This window comes from Pseudomonas sp. No.117 (assembly GCF_054558395.1).
The window spans coordinates 313,752-332,547 of record NZ_BAAJNP010000008.1 but is presented as its reverse complement, the minus strand read 5'-3'; the positions used below and the strand labels follow the sequence as shown (position 1 = coordinate 332,547).

The 18,796-nt window shown below is 66.3% G+C and carries 15 protein-coding genes and 2 pseudogenes; 8 read left to right on the top strand and 9 right to left on the bottom strand.

Annotated features, from left to right (window positions below; translation table 11 throughout):
* The first annotated feature begins 114 nt into the window (after positions 1-114).
* Positions 115-1,119 (top strand): type I glyceraldehyde-3-phosphate dehydrogenase, encoded by a 1,005-nt coding sequence (gene gap / locus ACYJP6_RS20750; RefSeq protein ID WP_007158681.1) that lies wholly within the window; start codon positions 115-117, stop codon positions 1,117-1,119.
* A 466-nt stretch (positions 1,120-1,585) separates the two neighbouring features.
* Here gap and scpB read toward each other — a convergent pair whose 3' ends face one another.
* Positions 1,586-2,326, bottom strand: a complete 741-nt coding sequence (gene scpB, locus ACYJP6_RS20745; protein ID WP_459477427.1) for an SMC-Scp complex subunit ScpB — start codon at positions 2,324-2,326, stop codon at positions 1,586-1,588.
* Positions 2,327-2,461: 135 nt separating this feature from the next.
* On the opposite strand from scpB, the gene ACYJP6_RS20740 reads away from it, so the two are divergent.
* Both ACYJP6_RS20740 and ACYJP6_RS20735 read left to right on the top strand, forming a co-directional pair.
* Positions 2,462-3,448 (top strand): GlxA family transcriptional regulator, encoded by a 987-nt coding sequence (locus ACYJP6_RS20740; protein ID WP_459477425.1) that lies wholly within the window; start codon positions 2,462-2,464, stop codon positions 3,446-3,448.
* Between the two features lie 17 nt (positions 3,449-3,465).
* Positions 3,466-3,661 (top strand): annotated as a pseudogene (locus ACYJP6_RS20735) (DUF1272 domain-containing protein).
* Positions 3,662-3,929: 268 nt separating this feature from the next.
* Here the strand turns inward: ACYJP6_RS20735 and ACYJP6_RS20730 are convergent.
* Positions 3,930-4,841, bottom strand: coding sequence for a bestrophin family protein (locus ACYJP6_RS20730; RefSeq protein WP_459477423.1), 912 nt, complete (start codon positions 4,839-4,841; stop codon positions 3,930-3,932).
* 222 nt (positions 4,842-5,063) lie between these two features.
* Between ACYJP6_RS20730 and ACYJP6_RS20725 the strand changes: the two genes are divergently transcribed.
* Positions 5,064-6,410, top strand: a complete 1,347-nt coding sequence (locus ACYJP6_RS20725; RefSeq protein ID WP_459477421.1) for an 8-oxoguanine deaminase — start codon at positions 5,064-5,066, stop codon at positions 6,408-6,410.
* Here the strand turns inward: ACYJP6_RS20725 and ACYJP6_RS20720 are convergent.
* From ACYJP6_RS20720 to ACYJP6_RS20710, 3 genes and pseudogenes are all read right to left on the bottom strand, one after another.
* On the bottom strand, positions 6,407-6,928 hold the full coding sequence (locus ACYJP6_RS20720) for a chromate transporter (RefSeq protein ID WP_459477419.1): 522 nt from the start codon (positions 6,926-6,928) through the stop codon (positions 6,407-6,409). The genes ACYJP6_RS20725 and ACYJP6_RS20720 overlap by 4 nt on opposite strands.
* A complete protein-coding gene (locus ACYJP6_RS20715; protein ID WP_459477417.1) occupies positions 6,925-7,476 on the bottom strand; it encodes a chromate transporter in 552 nt (183 codons plus the stop codon). Before ACYJP6_RS20715 ends, ACYJP6_RS20720 begins: the two co-directional genes overlap by 4 nt.
* 13 nt (positions 7,477-7,489) lie before the next feature.
* Positions 7,490-8,862, bottom strand: a pseudogene (locus ACYJP6_RS20710) (GntT/GntP/DsdX family permease).
* Positions 8,863-9,059: 197 nt separating this feature from the next.
* Between ACYJP6_RS20710 and ACYJP6_RS20705 the strand changes: the two are divergent.
* The 3 genes from ACYJP6_RS20705 to ACYJP6_RS20695 all read left to right on the top strand — a co-directional run bounded on the left by ACYJP6_RS20705 (position 9,060) and on the right by ACYJP6_RS20695 (position 12,776).
* Positions 9,060-9,692: a cyclodeaminase/cyclohydrolase family protein gene (locus tag ACYJP6_RS20705; protein ID WP_459477415.1), complete on the top strand. Its 633-nt coding sequence runs from the start codon at positions 9,060-9,062 to the stop codon at positions 9,690-9,692.
* Between the two features lie 6 nt (positions 9,693-9,698).
* Positions 9,699-10,967, top strand: coding sequence for a DUF2254 domain-containing protein (locus ACYJP6_RS20700; protein ID WP_459477413.1), 1,269 nt, complete (start codon positions 9,699-9,701; stop codon positions 10,965-10,967).
* Positions 10,968-11,066: 99 nt separating this feature from the next.
* Positions 11,067-12,776 (top strand): amidase, encoded by a 1,710-nt coding sequence (locus ACYJP6_RS20695; protein WP_459477411.1) that lies wholly within the window; start codon positions 11,067-11,069, stop codon positions 12,774-12,776.
* Positions 12,777-12,887: 111 nt separating this feature from the next.
* Here ACYJP6_RS20695 and ACYJP6_RS20690 read toward each other — a convergent pair whose 3' ends face one another.
* From ACYJP6_RS20690 to ACYJP6_RS20680, 3 genes are all read right to left on the bottom strand, one after another.
* Positions 12,888-13,643, bottom strand: a complete 756-nt coding sequence (locus ACYJP6_RS20690) for a gamma-glutamyl-gamma-aminobutyrate hydrolase family protein (protein WP_459477409.1) — start codon at positions 13,641-13,643, stop codon at positions 12,888-12,890.
* A gap of 46 nt (positions 13,644-13,689) precedes the next feature.
* The gene (locus ACYJP6_RS20685) at positions 13,690-14,967 is read right to left on the bottom strand and encodes an NAD(P)/FAD-dependent oxidoreductase (RefSeq protein ID WP_459477407.1); all 1,278 of its coding nucleotides are present in this window, start codon (positions 14,965-14,967) and stop codon (positions 13,690-13,692) included.
* Positions 14,968-15,239: 272 nt separating this feature from the next.
* Positions 15,240-16,622, bottom strand: a complete 1,383-nt coding sequence (locus tag ACYJP6_RS20680) for a glutamine synthetase family protein (protein ID WP_459477405.1) — start codon at positions 16,620-16,622, stop codon at positions 15,240-15,242.
* A gap of 202 nt (positions 16,623-16,824) precedes the next feature.
* Between ACYJP6_RS20680 and ACYJP6_RS20675 the strand changes: the two genes are divergently transcribed.
* Positions 16,825-17,712, top strand: coding sequence for a LysR family transcriptional regulator (locus ACYJP6_RS20675; protein WP_459477403.1), 888 nt, complete (start codon positions 16,825-16,827; stop codon positions 17,710-17,712).
* A 130-nt stretch (positions 17,713-17,842) separates the two neighbouring features.
* Here ACYJP6_RS20675 and ACYJP6_RS20670 read toward each other — a convergent pair whose 3' ends face one another.
* Entirely contained in the window at positions 17,843-18,784 is a 942-nt protein-coding gene (locus tag ACYJP6_RS20670) for a DMT family transporter (RefSeq protein WP_459477401.1), read from the bottom strand.
* Between the last annotated feature and the right edge of the window lie 12 nt (positions 18,785-18,796).

Below are 18,796 nucleotides of genomic sequence, written 5' to 3'. Positions count from 1 at the left end.
AAATTTGTTGTTATTTAAAACATTCACAGCCAAATTGGCGCTATTATTCCGCTTAGCACGCGTCATGTGTAATGTTTTTTACAACAAAACCCAGCTATCGCGAGGTTTCTCTCAATGAGTATTCGTATTGCCATCAATGGTTTTGGACGCATCGGCCGCAACGTGCTGCGGGCGCTGTACACCGAGGGCTATCGCCAGGACCTGGAGGTCGTCGCGATCAACGACCTGGGCGACGCCGCCATCAATGCGCATCTCCTACAGTATGACAGCGTTCATGACCGCTTCCCTGCCGAGGTGTCCGTCGAGGGCGACAAGCTGGTGGTCAATGGCGACCGCATCGCCGTGACGGCCATCCGCAACCCGGCCGAACTGCCGTGGAAGGAGATGAAGGTCGACGTGGTGTTCGAGTGCACCGGCCTCTTCACCAACCGCGACAAGGCCGCTGCCCATCTGGAAGCGGGCGCCTCCAAGGTGATCATCTCGGCACCGGGCAAGGACGTGGACGCCACCATCGTCTACGGCGTCAACGACAACATCCTGCGCCAGTCGCACCAGATCATTTCCAACGCTTCCTGCACCACCAACTGCCTGGCGCCCGTCGCCCAGGTGCTGCAGCGCGAGCTGGGCATCGAGAACGGTCTGATGACCACCATCCATGCCTACACCAACGACCAGAACCTGTCGGACGTCTATCACTCCGACCCCTTCCGGGCGCGCTCGGCCACCCAGTCGATGATCCCGACCAAGACCGGTGCCGCCGAGGCCGTCGGCCTGGTTCTGCCGGAGCTGCAGGGCAAGTTTAGCGGCATGGCGGTGCGGGTGCCGACCATCAACGTGTCACTGGTCGATCTGACCATCCTGACCGCCAAGGAAACCGACGCCAAGACCATCAACGCCTTCATGAAGGCCGCGGCCGAGGCCTCGCCGGTACTGGGCTACAACGACAAGCCGCTGGTGTCCATCGACTTCAACCACAACCGCCTGTCGTCGATCTTCGACGCCAACCACACCAAGGTGAGCGGCAAGCTGGTAAAGATCATGGCCTGGTACGACAACGAGTGGGGTTTCTCCAATCGCATGCTCGATACCTGCAAGGCGCTGGTCAACGCCCCGGCCTGAGGTCTGTAGGTCGTGCAGAAAAAGCGCCTTCGGGCGCTTTTTTCGTTCTGGGCGGGAATGTTGGGCTTCGCTGCGCTCAGCGCCAACCTACGCGATACGCATCAGAAACGTAAAAACACCGTAGCGTGGAAAACGGCCCAGCCTTCTCCACTCGGCATTCATCGTGAAGCGTGCCCTCACCCCAGCCCTCTCCCACAGGAGAGGGGTTATTCGAGCGAGGGATCGTCTCCCGACGTCAGAGGTCGCCATGGCTGCGAGGGGAGCTGTAGGTTGGGTTGAGCAGCAAACCGTAGCGTGGAAAACGGCGCACCCTCTTCCACTTGGGCATTCATCGTGAAGCGCGCCCTCACCCCCGCCCTCTCCCCGAGGGAGAGGGGGCTTTTCGAGCGAGGGCGGTATTTCGGCGGGAAAGGGGCGGTTCAGCGTGTAGGTTGGGTTGAGCAGCGCGAAGCCCAACGGGCCCGGCTCAACCCTCGTCTTCTTCGTCCACCGCCTGGCGCAGATCATCGAAATCGGTCTTGAGGCCGGTCTCCATGGCGTCCAGCTCGGTGAGCAGGGTGCGGAAGCTGGTGCGCTCGGGAATGACCAGCGTGCCCTCCTCCTCGACGTCACCCACCGCCAAGGCCGCCAGACTCAGCTCGGGATCCTCCAGCACCGAGGCCGGCTCGGGCTCCAGCTGACGAACCTCCGCAAGCGGCGGCAGCTGATCGAGACTGCGCAGGTCGAAGTAGTCGAGAAAGGTCTTGGTGGTGGCGAACATGGCCGGACGTCCTGGAACGTCGCGATAGCCCACCACACGGATCCAGTCACGCTCCAACAGCGTCTTGACGATCTGGCTGTTGACGGCGACGCCGCGCACCTCCTCGATTTCGCCCCGAGTAATGGGTTGGCGATAGGCGATCAACGCCAGCGTTTCCAGCATGGCGCGAGAATACCGTGGCGGGCGCTCCTCCCACAGGCGGCCCACCCAGGGGGCGAACTTCTCCCGCACCTGCAGGCGATAGCCGGAGGCCACTTCCTTGAGTTCGAAGCCACGCTTGCGACAGGATCCGCCGAGGAGGGCCAGGCCGGCGCGCAGATGGGCAGGCTCCGGACGTTCGTACTCCTCGAAGAGTTCGGCCAGCCGTTCGAGGGTCAGCGGGCGACCGGCGGCCAACAGGATGGCTTCCAGCAAGGGAGCAAGTTGCTTCGGGTCGGTGTAGTTCATGGACGGCGATGATACGGCCAGACGCGGGACACGCCAAATTCAAGCTGCGGTGAAATGGCCGGATCCGTGGGATGTTTGACCTTGTGGCCACCGTGCTGCGCGGGCATGCTCGCCGCAAAGCGACGGAGAGCCCGCATGGCCCTGATCACCAGCCTCCTCTATCCCGACGTCATGAGCCTGGACGTCACCGGCCCGCTGCAGGTGTTCGCCTCCGCGAACCTGGAGCGTGAACGCCAGGGCCTGCCTGCCCATTACCAGCTGCGCCTGCTGGCCGCCAACGAAGGTTTGGTCCGGACATCCGCTGGCATCGGCATCTACGCCGAGCAGGGCTGGTACGATCTCGACGTGGCCGAGGTGGACACCCTGCTGATTCCCGGCGGCCTGGGCATCGGCGCCCTGCGCGATGACCTCCGCCTGCAGACCTGGCTACGCGAGCTGGAGCCGCGGGTACGGCGGCTGGGTTCGGTGTGTTCCGGCGCCCTGCTCCTCGCCAGTGCCGGTCTGCTGGATGGTCGGCGTGCCACCACCCACTGGGCCTATGTCGACGAGCTCGACGCCTTTCCCGCCATCGAGGTGCAGGGTGACCGCCTGCATACCTACGACCCCCTGGGTCGCGATGGCGATCCCCATGTCTTCACTTCGGCCGGCGTCACCGCCGGCATCGACCTGGCCCTCGCGCTGGTGGAAGCGGATCTGGGCCGGCCGCTGGCGCTGGCGGTAGCGCGTCGCTTGGTGATGTTCCTGCGCCGGCCAGGGGGCCAGGCGCAGTTCAGCGCCTGCCTCGCACCCGACCCCGGCCGCACGCCGCGGTTGGCCGCCCTGCTCGACTGGATTCCTGGCCATCTGGGCGAAGACCTCGGCCTCGAGCGTCTGGCCGAGCGCGCCCATATGGCGCCGCGCACCCTGTCGCGGCTGTTCAGTCGCGAGGTGGGCATGGGGCCGGGTCGCTATGTCGAACAGGTTCGCCTGGAGACCGCGAGGGTATTGTTGCAGGACGGCCAGGCCTCGATTGCCACGGTCTCTCGTCTGTGCGGCTTCGGCCATCCGGAGAATCTGCGGCGCACCTTCCACAAACACCTGGCGGTGAGCCCTCAGGACTATGCGGCGCGCTTCGGCGCTTGATTCGGGAGGTGATAACCATGCTGGAGATGCGTACGTCCTGTGAGCACTGCACCTCTGCCTTACCCCTTGGAGAGCGCGGACGCGCTGATCTGTTCCTATGAGTGCACCTTTTGCAGGGACTGCGCCCAGGGGCCTCTGCAAGGGAATTGTCCGAATTGCCGGGGCGAGTTGGTAAGACGGCCGCGGCGGGAGCGAAAAGACAAGGCGGATTGAATCGCGGCCATGGCGATCCACCGATACGCCCCCCATAGCCTCACCCGCCTCTGCGGGCGTCGCGATAGCCGTAACGTGGAAAACGGCGCAGCCTTTTCCACTGGGCGTCCGCTGTGAGGCCTACCCTCACCCCAACCCTCTCCCACGGGGAGAGGGGGCTATCCGAGCAGGTGCTCGGCCGGATCTCCCGGGCAGTTCCTGATCGATCATCACGACCCCATCTTGGGCCAACTGAAGCGTCAAGAGCCGCGCCGATCTGGTTCCGCTTTTATCTCAACAACCCCGCCTCCGCCTTGATCGGCTCCGGCGTCGGTTCGCCCAGCAGGTCCAGCACGGCGATCTCCAGGCCACGGCTCAGGGCATCCAGCGGCAGGTGGTTGGGCTGGGTACCAAAGGGATCGGCGATCTGATCACCCAGGGCATCCAGGCCGAAGAAGGTATAGGCCAGCACCAGCACCGCCAGCGGGGTGAACCAGCCGAGGCTATCCACCAGGCAGAACGGCAGCAGGAAGCAATAGACGTGCACCACCCGGTGCAGCATCAGCAGATAGGGATAGGGAATGGGCGTCTGGCGTATACGTTCGCAACCACTGAGCACGGCGGTCAGCCGGTCCAGCTGGTTATCGACGTTGGCGATCAAGGGATCGCCCAGACCTTCCTGCCGTGCCCGAGCCACCAGTCGGGTGCCGAGCCGACGGATCAGCGCGCTCGGGCGATGGGGGGCCGTGAGCAACGCCTCTTCGCCATGCAGGAGCCGTTGCAGGTCGGCGGACGGCGCCTCGCGACGCAAGTGATCCCGCAGGGCATAGCCGAACGCCAGCAGCGGCACCAGCAGCTGACGACGTTCGGCCGAGCTCAGGGCGGGCAGCAGGGTCTCGACCTGGCGTGCCAGATTGCGCCCGGCGATCAGCAACTCACCCCACAGACCCCGCGCTTCCCAGAAGCGTTGGTAGGCGGTGGTATTGCGAAAGCCGAGGAAGATCGCGAGGGTCAAGCCCCACAGCGTCAGCGGGGTGGTGGTCAGACCGAAGTCGAAGTTCAGGACGATACCATGGCTCAGCGTCACCGCCAGGCTCAGCAGCACGACGTAGAGCAGCTTGCGCCAGATGGCCGGGACGATGGAGCCACGTACCGTGAACAGGAGCTCCGTTAACGATGGATTCTGGGGGCGGGTGATCATGGCGGGCCTGACGCAGAGGTTGGGTCGTCATGCTGCCCGCCGGGTCGGGCTCCCTGCAAGGCTGGCCGTCAGCCGCAGGCGGCAGGTCGCCTCGGCGCCCCGTCATCCGTCCTTGTCAAGCACCCGACCTCTCGCCTAACCTGCTCCCGCGCGTGCGCCCCTGGATCAGCAGACAGGGCCTAACTGAGCTGGCTTCCCCTTCATCCACCGAGAGGAGCCGCCATGTCGCGCCTGTGGATCCAGAACCCCCTTGCCGTTTTCACCGCCAATGACCAGGACGCCCGCGGCGGTCTGGTCATCGATCAGGGCCTCATCACCGAGCTCGTGCCGGCCGGCGGTCAGCCTCGTCAGCCGGTGGTGGACACCTTCGATGCGGGCGAACTCGTGCTGCTGCCCGGGTTGATCAACACCCACCACCACTTCTATCAAACCCTCACCCGCGCCTGGGCGCCGGTCGTCAATCAGCCGCTGTTTCCCTGGCTGCAGCGGCTTTATCCCATCTGGGCGCGGCTGACCGCCGACCAGCTCCACCTGGCCACCCAGGTGGCGCTGGCGGAGCTGCTGCTATCGGGGTGTACCACCGCGGCGGATCATCACTATCTCTTTCCCGATGGCCTGGAGCAGGCCATCGACATCCAGGTCGCAGCGGCGGCCGAACTCGGGCTGCGGGTCCATTTGACCCGTGGCTCCATGAGCCTGGGTGAGGCCGACGGTGGCTTGCCACCCCAGTCGACGGTGCAACGGCCGGAACTCATCCTCGCCGACAGCGAGCGCCTGGTGGCGCGTTATCACCAGCGTGGCGCCGGAGCCCGGGTACAGATCGCCCTGGCGCCTTGTTCGCCCTTCTCCGTCACGCCGGCGATCATGCGCGAGAGCGCCGAGCTGGCCGCGCGCCTGGACGTGCGCCTGCATACCCATCTGGCCGAGACCCTGGACGAGGAAGCCTTCTGCCAACAGCGCTTCGGGATGCGCACGGTCGATTACCTGGAAAGCGTCGGCTGGCTCGGCCCCCGCACCTGGCTGGCCCACGGCATCCACTTCGATGCGACGGAGATTGCTCGCCTGGGCGCTGCAGGTACCGGGATCTGCCATTGCCCCCATTCGAACATGCGTCTGGCCTCCGGCATCTGCCCGACCCTCGACCTTGAAGCGGCAGGTGTCGCCATTGGCTTGGGTGTGGATGGCTCGGCCTCGGGCGATGCCTCCAATCTGCTGCTCGAAGCCCGCCAGGCGCTCTATCTGCAACGCCTGCGCTATGGCGCCGAGCGCATCACGCCGGCTCTCGCCTTGAACTGGGCCACCCGTGGCTCGGCCCGATTGCTCGGACGCGATGACCTGGGCGAGTTGGCCGTTGGCAAGCAGGCCGATCTGGCGCTGTTCCGGCTGGACGACCTGCGCTTCTCGGGTAGCCACGATCCGCTGGCCGCGCTGCTACTCTGTGGCGCCGATCGGGCGGACCGGGTCATGATCGGCGGCCGCTGGCGGGTCATCGATGGCGGCATCGTCGACCTGGAGCTGCCCAGCCTGATCGCGCGCCATCGAGCAGCGGCCCGCCGACTCCTCGCCTAGCCGAACAGGACTCCGACCAGGGCACCACCCGCCAGCAGCCAGAGCGGATGCCAGCGGGTGAAGAGCGAGGCCAAGGAAACCACCGCCAGTACACCCACCCAGAGCGGCGCAGTGGCCACGCTGCCACCCAGGAGCCAGGCACTCGCGGATACCAAGCCGACCGTCACGGGCACCAGTCCGGCTTGCAGATGGCGACGCCAGGGCCGGTCGGCAAAGCGCTGCCAGAGGTGCAATACGCCCAGCGTCAGGAGCGAAGACGGTACGAACTTGGCGAAGGAGGTCACCAGCAGTCCCGGCCAGCCGGCGACGTGGTAACCGATCAGCGGCACGATCATCAGGTTCGGCCCGGGCGCGGCCTGGGCCAGGGCGAACAAGGCGGCGAAGTCGGCGGCGCTCATCCAACCGTGCACCATGACGACCTGGCGCTGCATCTCCGGCAGCACCGAGTTGCCACCCCCAAAGGCCAGCAGCGAGAGCTGGGTGAAGATCAGCGCCAGCGCCAGCAACGTCGTGCTCATAGACCCTGCCGATAGCTGAGCAGCACGCTGAAGGGGGTCAGCACCAACATGGTCCAGAGCAACGGGAGCTGGAACAGTGCCAAGGCGGCGAAGGCCAGGCTGGCGACGCCGAGCGCCAGCCAGCGGCCACGCAGGGGCTGCAGGAGCTTGATGGCCATGGCGACCAACAGGCCGGCGGCGGCGGCTGCCAGGCCGGCGAAGGCGCGACCGACCAGGGGATCGTCGTGGTAACGGTCGTAGAGCACGCCCAGGCCGACCACGACCAGCGTCGGCCCGATCAGCAAACCGGCTGCCGCCGCCAGGGCACCACTCCAGCCGGCGAATCTCATGCCCACCGCCACCGACAGATTGATGATATTGCCGCCCGGCAGGAACTGACACAGGCCGAGCAGTTCGGTGAATTCCTCGGCCGATAGCCAGCGCCGCTTCTCCACCAGATACCGCCGCGCCAGGGGTAGTACCCCGCCGAAGGCGGTGATGCCCAGGCCGAAGAAGCCCAGGAACAGATCGCGGCGCCGCGGTCGGCTTGAAGGAGAGACGGTATCCATGGGTGGGCCTGCGTTATAGCCAGAGCGACAACAATAGCGTACCCGCGAGGCCAGTGACGGAAACCAACGTCTGGAGTATCGACCAGACCCATAGGGTCTGCTTGAGCTCCAGCGCGAACTACTCGAGCACCATCCAGAAGCCTGCGTCGTTGACGTGGCAGAAGAACACCGAGTCCGCGCCAATGGCCAGCGCGATCAAGGCTGCCTGGGGGCCGGCCAGACCTGTCACGACCAGCGCCAGGATACCCGCGGTGGTGGTGGTCGCGACCGTTGCCGAACCGGTCGCCTGGCGCAGGGCCACAGCGATCAGCCACGCCAGCAGGATGTAGGGCAGGTGAGCGCCCTCCGCCAATTTCGCCACGGTGTGGCTCACACTGGCATCCAACAGCGTCTGCTTGAGTCCGCCCCCGGCACCGATGGTGAGCAGCAGGGCAGCGATGGGGGCCAGACGCTTACGCAGCACCCCGCCGACCCGCTCGCGCTGCATGGCGCTGCCCCAGCCGAGCAGCACGGTCGCGGCGAGCACCGCGAGCCCAAGGGCGATCAGCGGCTCGCCAAGAAACTTCAGGCCCTCCGCCAGACCGCTATGGGGATTCAGCGCGACCTTGGCGAAGGTGCTGCCCAGCATCAGCAGCACGGGCAACAGGATCACCTGCAGGGACAGGCCGAAACCCGGCTGGCGAGCACCCCGGTCACGGGCGCCGAACAGCTCGCCCAGTTCGGCCGGCGGCTCGATCGCCATGCGCCGCGACAGCCAGCCAGCCACCATATAGGGGGCCGGCGAGGATGACCGCCGGTACGGCGATGGCAAAGCCCAGCACCCTGGTGAGGCCGAGGTCGGCATGCAGGGCCCCCCACCGCGATCAGGGGGCCGGGGTGAGGTGGCAGCAGCGCGTGCAAGGTCGTCATACCCGCCAGTGCCGGGATGGCGATGCGCAGCAGCGGCTAGCCGGAACGCTGGGCCATCACGAAGATGATGGGCACCATCAGCACCAGCCCGATCTCGAAGAACAAGGGCAGGCCGATCACCATGGCCACCAACGCCATCACCCAGGGCAGGCTACGTCCCTTGCCCAGCCCCAGGAGGGTGCTGGCGATGCGGTCGGCAGCGCCCGATTCGGCCATCAAGGTCCCCAGCATCGAACCCAGGGCAATGATGATCCCAGCCTCACCGAGGATGCTGCCCGCGCCTTTGCTGAAGGCCTTGGCCACCGCCTCGGCAGGCAGTCCGGCGCCCAGCCCGGCGATGCAGGTGCCGATGAGAATGGCCAGGAACGGCGGCAGCCGGGTGATACCGATCAGGACGACGATGGCCAGGATGGCGGCCAGACAGCAAAGGATGACTCGGGTGTCATGGGCGACCCAGGCGAGCGCAGCGCGATCCACGGCTGACTCCTTGTAACTTATTGTTTCAGGATCACCATCACTGAAACGCCGCTCCCAGTACGACGCAAATCGAAATGATCCGGCGACAACCCCTGTCCCTTATTGCACTTAGCCAGCGAACCTCAGCCGTTTCGTACGATCCTAATAGCGGTCGGTCGTGACCGATCCCCTTCCCTCTTTGCTTGCAGGCGGTTGGCATGAACGAAACCTCTACCCTTTGGCAGCAGACCCTCGCTCAGTTCCGCGATGGCACCGGCTCCACCCTGCCGACTCCTGGCAGTGGCGCCGCAGCTACCGTGGCGGCTGCGCTGGGCGTCGCGCTGATCCTCAAGGGTCTCAAGCTCAGCCAGCAGCGCCAGCCGGTGACGCGACATGCCGAGCTGATCGCCGTAGGTGAACGCCTGCAGGAAGCCTTGAGCACCTGTGCCGACGCCGATGTGCAAGCCTTCGCCAACTACCTGGAGGCGGACCGCCAGGCCAGCGGCGCCACCCAGGAAGGGGAGCGCCGCCAGCAGGCGCTCAACCTGGCCGCCGCCAACGCGGTGCAGATTCCGATCGCCACCGCGCAGCTGTGCCTGGAAGCGCTCGACCTGGCGGTCACCGCCACGCCCCTGACCATCGAGCCGCTGCGCAGCGATACCCTGGCCGGCGGTCGCCTGGTGCATGGCGCCCTCGGCGCCGTGCTCACCACCGTCGATGCCGATCGCAACGGGCTGAAGTCCGGAGACGCCCGCGAAGCCGCCCGGCAGATGCGCGACAAGCTCCAACAGCAGGCCGACCAGCGCCTGGCCCAGCTGCGTGCCACCCCCGTCCCTCCCGCCATGGGCTAAGGGAGCATGCTGGGACGCCTAGGCTGGATCCTGCGCGGCTGTCAGCGGCGGCTGTGGTTTCGCGCCACCCTGTTCTCGCTCGCCGGGGTAGCGACCGCGCTGCTCGCCCTGCTGTTGCGCGACCATATCCCGGCCACGCTGCCGGCCAAGGTCGGTGCCGACGCCGTCGACAAGATCCTCACCATCATCGCCAGCAGCATGCTGGCGGTGACCACCTTTTCCCTCAGCACCATGGTGACGGCCTATAACGCCGCCGCCAGCAGCGTGACGCCCCGCGCCTACCCGCTGCTGCTGGAGGACAGCACCACCCAGAACGCCCTGGCCACCTTCCTGGGCTCCTTTCTCTTCAGCCTGGTCGGCATCATCGCCCTGAGCACTGGTCTTTACGGAGACAATGGCCGCGTGGTGCTGTTTGCCGTCACCCTGGTGGTGATCCTGCTGATCGTCTTCACCTTGCTGCGCTGGATCGATCATCTGTCGCGCCTCGGTCAGTTGGACGCCACCAGCGACAGCATCGAGGCGGCCGCCCAGCGCAGCCTGGAGCGCTGGCTGTCCATCCCGCACCTGGGTGGCGTGGCCGCACCGCGCGACCAGGCACCCGCCGGCCGGCCGGTACTGGCCGACCGTACCGGCTACCTGCAACGGGTCGACATGCCCTTGCTCGCCGACCTCTGCGGCGAGCAAGGTCGTCTGCGCCTGGCCGTGCTGCCGGGCGCCTTCGTCGACCCAGCGCAGCCACTGCTCTGGGTCGAAGGCCTGGCACCGGAACGCGACGAGCGATTGCGCGCAGCCTTCATCCTGGATGCCCGCCGGCTTCACGACCAGGATCCGCGCTTCGGCCTCACCGTTCTGGGTGAAATCGCCACCGGGGCGCTGGTGCCATCCCGCAGCGACTCGGGTACCGCCATCGCTATTCTCGGCCGGGCGCAACGACTGCTGACCTCGCTCACCGAGGTACGCGAGCCAGTCGAGCCCCACTACCCGCGGATCGAGGTCCCGGAGTTGTCGCTGGATGATCTGTTCGACGACTTCTTCCTGCCGGTGGGCCGCGACGCCGCACCCCTGGTGGAAGTGGGCATGCGCCTGCAGAAATCCCTGGCGCGCCTGGCGGTACAGGGCGACGTGCGGATGAAGCGTGAATGCCTGAGGCACTCGCGCCTGGCCCTGGCCCGCGCCGAAGCGGCCCTTGGCCAGGCCGAGGACCGGGCCATCCTCCAGCAACTCGCCGCGGACGTCGAACGCCTCTGCGTGCCGGAGACGGCCGGCACGGTCTAGTCGGGCGCAACCGTCGCACGCGCATCCGGCGCGCTCGTGCCTGGCCGCCCGAGCCAGCTATCATGACGCGCTAGAGAAATTCCGAAACGGCGACAGATCATGATCGAAGTAACCGAACGCTCCATCGCCGAGCTGCGTCTCGCACTCGAAACCGGCCAGACCACCGCGGTGCAACTGGTCTCCGCCTACCTTGCGCGTATCGACGCCTATGACGCGCCCGGCACGCCGACGGCGCTCAACGCGGTGGTCGTCCGCAACCCCGACGCCCTGGCCGAAGCCGCCGAATCCGATCGCCGGCGCGCCCGCGGCGAGACACTGGGCCCGCTGGATGGCATCCCCTACACCGCCAAGGACAGCTATCTGGTCAAGGGTCTCACGGCCGCCTCCGGCAGCCCGGCATTCAAGGACCTGGTCGCGCAGCGCGACGCCTTTACCGTCGAGCGCCTGCGCGCCGCCGGCGCCATCTGCCTGGGCAAGACCAACATGCCGCCCATGGCCAACGGCGGCATGCAGCGCGGCGTGTACGGGCGTGCCGAAAGCCCCTATAACGCCCGCTATCTCACCGCGCCCTTCGCTTCCGGGTCGTCCAACGGGGCCGGCACCGCGACGGCAGCCAGCTTCGCTGCCTTCGGCCTGGCCGAGGAAACCTGGTCGAGCGGGCGTGGCCCGGCCTCCAACAACGGACTCTGCGCCTATACCCCCTCGCGCGGAGTCATCTCGGTGCGGGGTAACTGGCCGCTGACCCCGACCATGGACGTGGTGGTGCCCTATGCCCGCACCATGGCCGACCTGCTGGAGGTGCTGGACGTCGTGGTGGCCGATGATCCCGATCCCTCGGGCGACCTCTGGCGGCTACAGCCCTGGGTGCCGCTACCCCAGGCCTCGGCGGTGCGCCCGCCGCGCTACCAGGCCTTGGCCGCCGGCCCCGACGCCTTGGCCGGCAAGCGCCTCGGCGTACCGCGCATGTTCATCAACCAGGACCCGGACGCCGGCACCAGCCAAAGCCCCGGCATCGGCGGCCCCACCGGCCAGCGCATCCACACCCGGGAGTCGGTCATCGCCCTCTGGGAAGAGGCCCGCGCCGCCCTGGAAGCCGCCGGCGCTACCGTGGTCGAGGTGGACTTCCCGCTGGTGTCGAACTGCGAAGGCGATCGCCCCGGCGCGCCCACGGTATTCAACCGCGGCCTGGTCTCCAAGAAATTCCTCCACGACGAACTCTGGGACCTGTCCGCCTGGGGCTTCGATACCTTCCTGCGCGACAACGGTGATCCCGCGCTCAATCGCCTGGCCGACGTGCAAGGCGACCTGATCTTTCCCCACGAGCCGGGCACCCTGCCCAACCGCGAAGGCGACCTGGCCGCCGGTATGGCCGAATACGTGCGCATGGCCGAGCGCGGCCTGAGGTCCTGGCAGGAGATCGCCACGCTGCCCGACGGCCTGCGCGGCCTCGAGCACACCCGCAAGATCGATCTGGAGGACTGGCTGCACGCCCAGGGCCTGGACGCGGTGATTTTCCCGACGGTGGCCGACGTGGCACCCGCCGACGCCGAGATCAATCCCGCCTCTGCGGACATCGCCTGGAGCAACGGCGTCTGGGTCGCTAACGGTAACCTCGCGATTCGCCACCTGGGCGTGCCGACCGTCACCGTGCCCATGGGCGTGATGGCCGACATCGGCATGCCCGTTGGCCTGACTTTCGCCGGACGGGCCTATGACGATTCGAACCTGCTCAGGCTCGCCGCCGCCTATGAGGCTACCGGGTCGAAGCGCAGGGTGCCGCCGCGTACCCCACCGCTCGGCATGCGCTGAAAAGCGTCGCCGCGGTCCCCTGGCCGAAGACCGCGGCGATGCTCGACGGCGAGCCGTCACCCGCTAGAGTGCGGTTAGTCGTTCAGCGGTCCACCTACTCGGAAAACCAGCCTAGGACGCTTTGCGCGAGGCAGCGAAGCGCTGGCAGGCGTCTCTGAAGGCGTCCAGAAGCCGCAGGGATTCGGGGGTATCGCGGAAATTCCACTCCGGGTGCCACTGCACACCTATGACGAACCCGGGCGCGTTGCGCAACGACACCCCTTCGACCAACCCATCCGGCGCCAGCGCTTCGATACGCAGTCCACTGGCCAGACGGTCGATGCCCTGACTGTGCAGGGAATTCACCTCGAACGTCGGCGGCAAGCCAAGCTGCTCGAACACCCCGCCCGGCGGTACCTGCACCGGATGCCTGGGCGCGTACTGCTCGCCCAGCACCTCGCTCTGGGGCTCGCGATGGTCACCGTAGCCGGGCAGCTCCTGGACGCGTTGGTGCAGGCTGCCACCGAGGGCCACGTTGAGCTCCTGGAAGCCGCGACAGATGCAGAACACCGGGACGCCCCGGTCGATCGCCAGGCGCAACAGCGGCAGCGTGTAGGCATCGCGCTGGGCATCGTGATGGGTGCCGGCCAGGCTGTCCGGCCCCTGGTAGTGACGAGGCTCGACGTTGGACGGCGAGCCGGTGAACAGCAGTCCGTCCAGCCGGTCCAGCAGCGCCAGCGGATCGCTCGGCACGCTGCGCGCCGGCAGCAGCACCGGCAATCCGGCATGGCCAGCCGCCTCGACGTACTTGTCGCCAACGGTATGGGAATCGTATTTGCCAAGCGTCTGCCGGCAGGCCGTCACGCCGATCAGGGGCATAGGTGACATGGCTATCCTCCAGAGAGGCCCGCCCTTGCAGCGCGGGCGGACGAATTCAAATGCCCAGGCGATCGCGCAACTGGTAGTAGGTCGCACCGAGGGCGGTGAAGGGCACCCGGAGCAGCTGGCCACCCGGAAACGGATAATGCGGCAGGCCGGCGAAGGCATCGAAGCGCTCCGCCTGGCCGCGCAAGGCTTCGGCCAGCACATTGCCCGCCAGATGGGTATAGGTGACGCCGTGGCCGCTGCAGCCCTGGGAGTAATAGACGTTGTCGCCGAGCCGGCCAACCTGGGGCAGCCGCGACAGCGTCAGCAGAAAATTACCGGTCCAGGTGAAGTCGATCTTCACGTTCTTGAGCTGCGGAAAGGTCTGCAGCATCTTCGGCCGGATGATGGCCGCGATGTCCGCCGGGTCGCGCGCCCCATAGACCACGCCACCCCCGTAGATCAGCCGGCGATCGGCGCTGAGCCGGAAGTAATCGAGCAGGTAGTTGCAGTCTTCCACGCAGTAGTCCTGCGGCAGCAGACTGCGTGCTAGTTCCTCCGACAGGGGTTCAGTGGTGAGCACCTGGGTCCCGCAGGGCATGGACTTGGCCGCCAGCTCCGGCACCAGTCCGCCCAGGTAGGCGTTGCCGGCCACCACGACGAAGCGCGCCCTCACCTGCCCCTTCGCCGTGTGCACCACGGGGTTCGCACCGCGGTCGATGCGGATCGCGGCGCTTTGTTCATAGAGCCTGCCGCCCAGCGAGGCCACGGCCGCCGCCTCGCCCAAGGCCAGATTGAGCGGATGGATATGGCCACCGCTGCGGTCCAACATGCCACCGAGATAACGCTCGGTACCGACGACGTCCCGAATGCCCCGCTCGTCGAGCAATTCCAACTGGGTATGGCCGTAGCGCTCCCAGAGTTTCTTTTGCGCCTGCAGATGGCCCAGCTGCTTGCTGGTCAGGGCGGCGAAGACGCCGCCGTCTTTCAGGTCGCACTGGATGTTGTAGCGCGCGATCCGCTCACGAATGATGCGCCCGCCCTCGAAGGCCATCTCGCCGAGCAGCTGCGCCTGCCTGGCCGGTAGCTGTCGCTCGATGACATCGATGTCGCGGCTGTAGCTGTTGACGATCTGCCCGCCATTGCGCCCGGAAGCGCCGAAGCCGACGCGAGCCGCTTCCAGCACCGTCACACTGAAACCGTGCTCCAGCAGGAACAGCGCGGTGGACAGCCCCGTGTAGCCGGCACCGATGATGCACACGTCGCTCTCGACGTTGTCTGCGAGCTGCGGATACTCCGTGTGCAGATTGCGGGAGGCCGCATAGTAACTGCCGACATGGTGTTGCATGGTGTGATTCCTCTGCCTACGGATCCGACGCCGAGGTCGGGATCGCCGCGCCTGTCCAGCCTCGGCTGCAGGTCGCCTTGAGTTCGCGGTATGGGAGCGCGCAGGACGTCTTGCGCGCTCCGGTGAGCAAATTAACTGAAGTCGTCGAAGGACACTGAGATGCCGATAGCGGCGGACGGTCTGCTGCGACCACCGTCGGCGGACGCGCCGTCCTGTCGCCCTGCCCGGTTATCGCCGCTCCCGCTGTGCCAACCGCTCCATGATGACGCTCCTTACACGGTATGCAGATACCAGTTGTATTCGAGATCGGAGATGGTGGTTTCGAACTCCTCCAACTCGGCCTCCTTGCAGGCCACGAAGATGTCGATGTACTCCGGGCTGATGTACTGGTTCATCACCGCGCTGTCATCCAGCCGCCGCAGCGCATCGCGCAGATTGTTCGGCAGACTCTGCTCGAGCTGCTCATAGGAGTTGCCACTGACCGGGGCGCAGGGCTCCAGTCGCTGGGTCAGGCCGTGGTGGATGCCGGCAAGGATGGACGCCATCATGAGATAGGGATTGGCATCGGCGCCAGCCACCCGGTGTTCGATACGAATCGCGTCGCTGCTCCCGGTCGGCACCCGTACCGCCACGGTCCGGTTGTCGAGCCCCCAGCTCGGTGCGTTCGGCACATAGAACTGGGCACCGAAACGGCGGTAGGAATTGACGTTCGGGCAGAGGAAGGCCATCGACGCCGGCAGGGTTTCGAGGATGCCCGCGATGGCCTGGCGCAGCGGCGTGTGGTGCTCCGGATCGTCGGTCGCGAAGATGTTCTGCCCGGTCTGCTTATCCAGCAGCGAGATGTGTACGTGCAAGCCATTGCCCGCCTGGCCGGGATAGGGCTTGGCCATGAAGGTGGAATCCATCTCATGGTCGTAGGCGATGTTCTTGATCAGCCGCATGAGGAGCACCGCGTAGTCGCAGGCCTTGATGGCGTCTTCGACATGATGGAGGTTGACCTCGAACTGCGCCGGCGCACTCTCCTTGACGATGGCGTCGGCGGGAATTCCCTGCTCCTTGGCGCCTTCGAGCATGTCCTGCAGGCAATCCACGTACTCGTCCAGGTCGTCGATCAGATAGACCTGGGTGGAGACTGGCCGCTTGCCGGAGATCGGCGAGCGCGGCGGCTGCGGCCGGCCGTTCACGTTCTCTTGGTCGATGAGATAGAACTCCAGCTCGAAGGCCGCGCAGATGGTCAGGCCGAGGTCGTCGAACTGCTTGACCACCCGGCGCAGCACCTCGCGCGGATCGGCGAAGAACGGCGCGCCGTCCAGCTCGTGCATGGTCATCAGCAGCTGAGCGGTTGGCCGCTTCTGCCAGGGCTCGTAGCTCAGGGTACCGGGAATGGGGAAACAGGTGCGGTCGGCGTCGCCGATATGGAGCCCCAGTCCGGTGCTCTCCACGGTTGAGCCGTTTATGTCCAGGGCGAACAGCGAGGCCGGCAGGCTGATACCGCGCTCATACACCTTGGACAGGCTGGCCCGCTCGACCCGCTTGCCCCGGATGACGCCGTTCATGTCGGTGATCAACAGATCGACATACTGGATCTCGGGATGGTCGCGGAGAAAGCCGTTGGCTTCCGTCAACTGGACGACGCGGGGGGCTATCGAATTCATGGAAAGGCATCCTTGGCTGGCCCGCTTCGTAGTGGTCGCTCGTGTCGATCTGGCAGCGCGGCTGTGAGGGGCGAGTCCCAGCGGGCAGCGACGTCCCAGGCGGAATCCGTCTTTTCAGCGGATTGCCCTGGACGGGCATGACCAGTATAAATTGGCACTAGCGCAACCCACATTGGCGAATTGGCAAAGGAAGAATGCACGGATGCAATATCAGATCAGTCATGCCGACCTGAAGCTCGTGCTGGCGCTGGTTCGCGGCCGTACGCTGGCGCGCGCGGCCGAGCAGTTGCAGGTCGACGTCTCCACGGTCTTCCGGGCCATTCGTAAGCTCGAGGCCAATCTGCACCTGGCCCTGTTCGACAAGACCCGCCGTGGCTATACCCCTACCCAGAGTGCCAAGGCGCTGGCCGAACAGGCCGAGCGTGCCGAGCAGGCCCTCGACGCGGCCCGGATCGCCCTCACCCAGGGTGAGAACGTGATCAGTGGCACGGTGCGCCTGACCTGCACCGACGCGGTCTTGCGCAGCCTACTCCTGCCCGGCCTCGCCGAGCTGATGCCGCGTTATCCCGCCGTCGCCCTGGAAGTGGCCACCTCGAACACCTTTGCCAGCCTGAGCCGGCGGGATGCCGATATCGCCATCCGCCTGTCGAACGCCCCACCCGAGCACCTGGTCGGCCGCTGTCTTGGGCGCAGTTCCTATTTCGTCTGTGGGCATGCCCGCTATCGTGAAGGCTACGGGCAGGCCGCTACCGAACTGCCCTGGATCGCGCCCGACGACTCCCTGGCGGAACATGTTTCGGTCACCTGGCTGCGCCAGGCCTATCCCAGCCTCACCGCCCGCTATCGCTGCAGCAGCATGTCCGCGGTCGGGGGCCTGGTGGGTGCTGGCCTCGGCGTGGCTGCCCTGCCCGACTTCATGATCGGCAGCCTCGATGGTGTCGAGCGCCTCAGCCCGGCACTGGACGGCTGCGACACCGACCTCTGGCTGCTGACGCGCCCGGACAACCTATCGTTGCGCTCGGTACAGATCCTCTTCGATCAGTTGGCCGAGTTGGTCAGGGTGCGGCTAGCGACTGTCTGCAGGACCTGAGCTGAACGCCGGACCTCCGGCCTTCCAACGCGCTACCTGCTCGGAGGCTTCTGACCCGCCCTGGTGACGAAGGAGAATCAACCTGGCCTTTGGCGTTGTGGCAGCCTCGGCCGCTGGCCGCTGTCTCCCGTCAGCCGGGGCCAGCTGATCGACAGGCATGCTGGGCAAACAAGATCAGCAGCCCCGCGGCCAGGATCATCAGCATCCCACCCCAGGTGAAGAGGTTCGGAACCTCCTGGAACAACAGGTAGCCCCACAGGCAGGCGAAAGGCAGATAGGCGTAGTCGAAGGTGCCGACCAGCGCCGCGGGAGCGACCTGATAAGCCTTGGCGGTCGCGGTGTTGATGAAGACCAAGGCGACGGCGTACAGCGCGATGAAGGCCAGCGCTGCCCAATCGAGCGGCTGCCAGGCCGCCAGCAGGAAACCCGCACGGGCGGCTAGGCGGGTATCGATCAGCAGCGACGCCACGCCGCCGACACAGGCAGCGATCAGAAAGGCGACGTTCAAGCCCAATGCCAGGACCAGGGGATGTTCGTTCCGACAATGGCGGCGGGTCACCACCATGGCGAGCGCATAGAAGACGGCGCCCACGACGGGCAACAGGGCGGCAAAGGAGAACGTATCCGCGCCAGGCCGCAACACCAGCACCACCCCGGCAAAGCCTATCCCTACCGCCCACCAACCGATGCCCGATAGGGATTCCCCACCATAGCGGGTCGAAAAGAGGGCAATGAACAGAGGAGTCGTATAGATGGCGACGGCAGCGACCGATAACGGGATGAAGGGCAAGGCGGCGTAGTAGCTCACCCACATCAGTAGGAGCAGGAGGCTTCGCAGCGCCACCCAGCGCACGGCGGCGATACGCAGACGGCCGAGGCGAATACGACGGACTGCCCAGCTCCCGAGCGCCGGAACGGAGAGGCAGGAAACCACGAGGAACAGCTGCCATAGCGGCAGGCGTGAACTGAAGTATTTAACCGCGGCATCGGCCAGGGAGAGGATAAAGACCGCTAGTACGATCAGGCTGATGCCCTTGCCAAGGCTATCCCTACGACCCTCTTCCCGGCTCATGGGCAAGGCCTC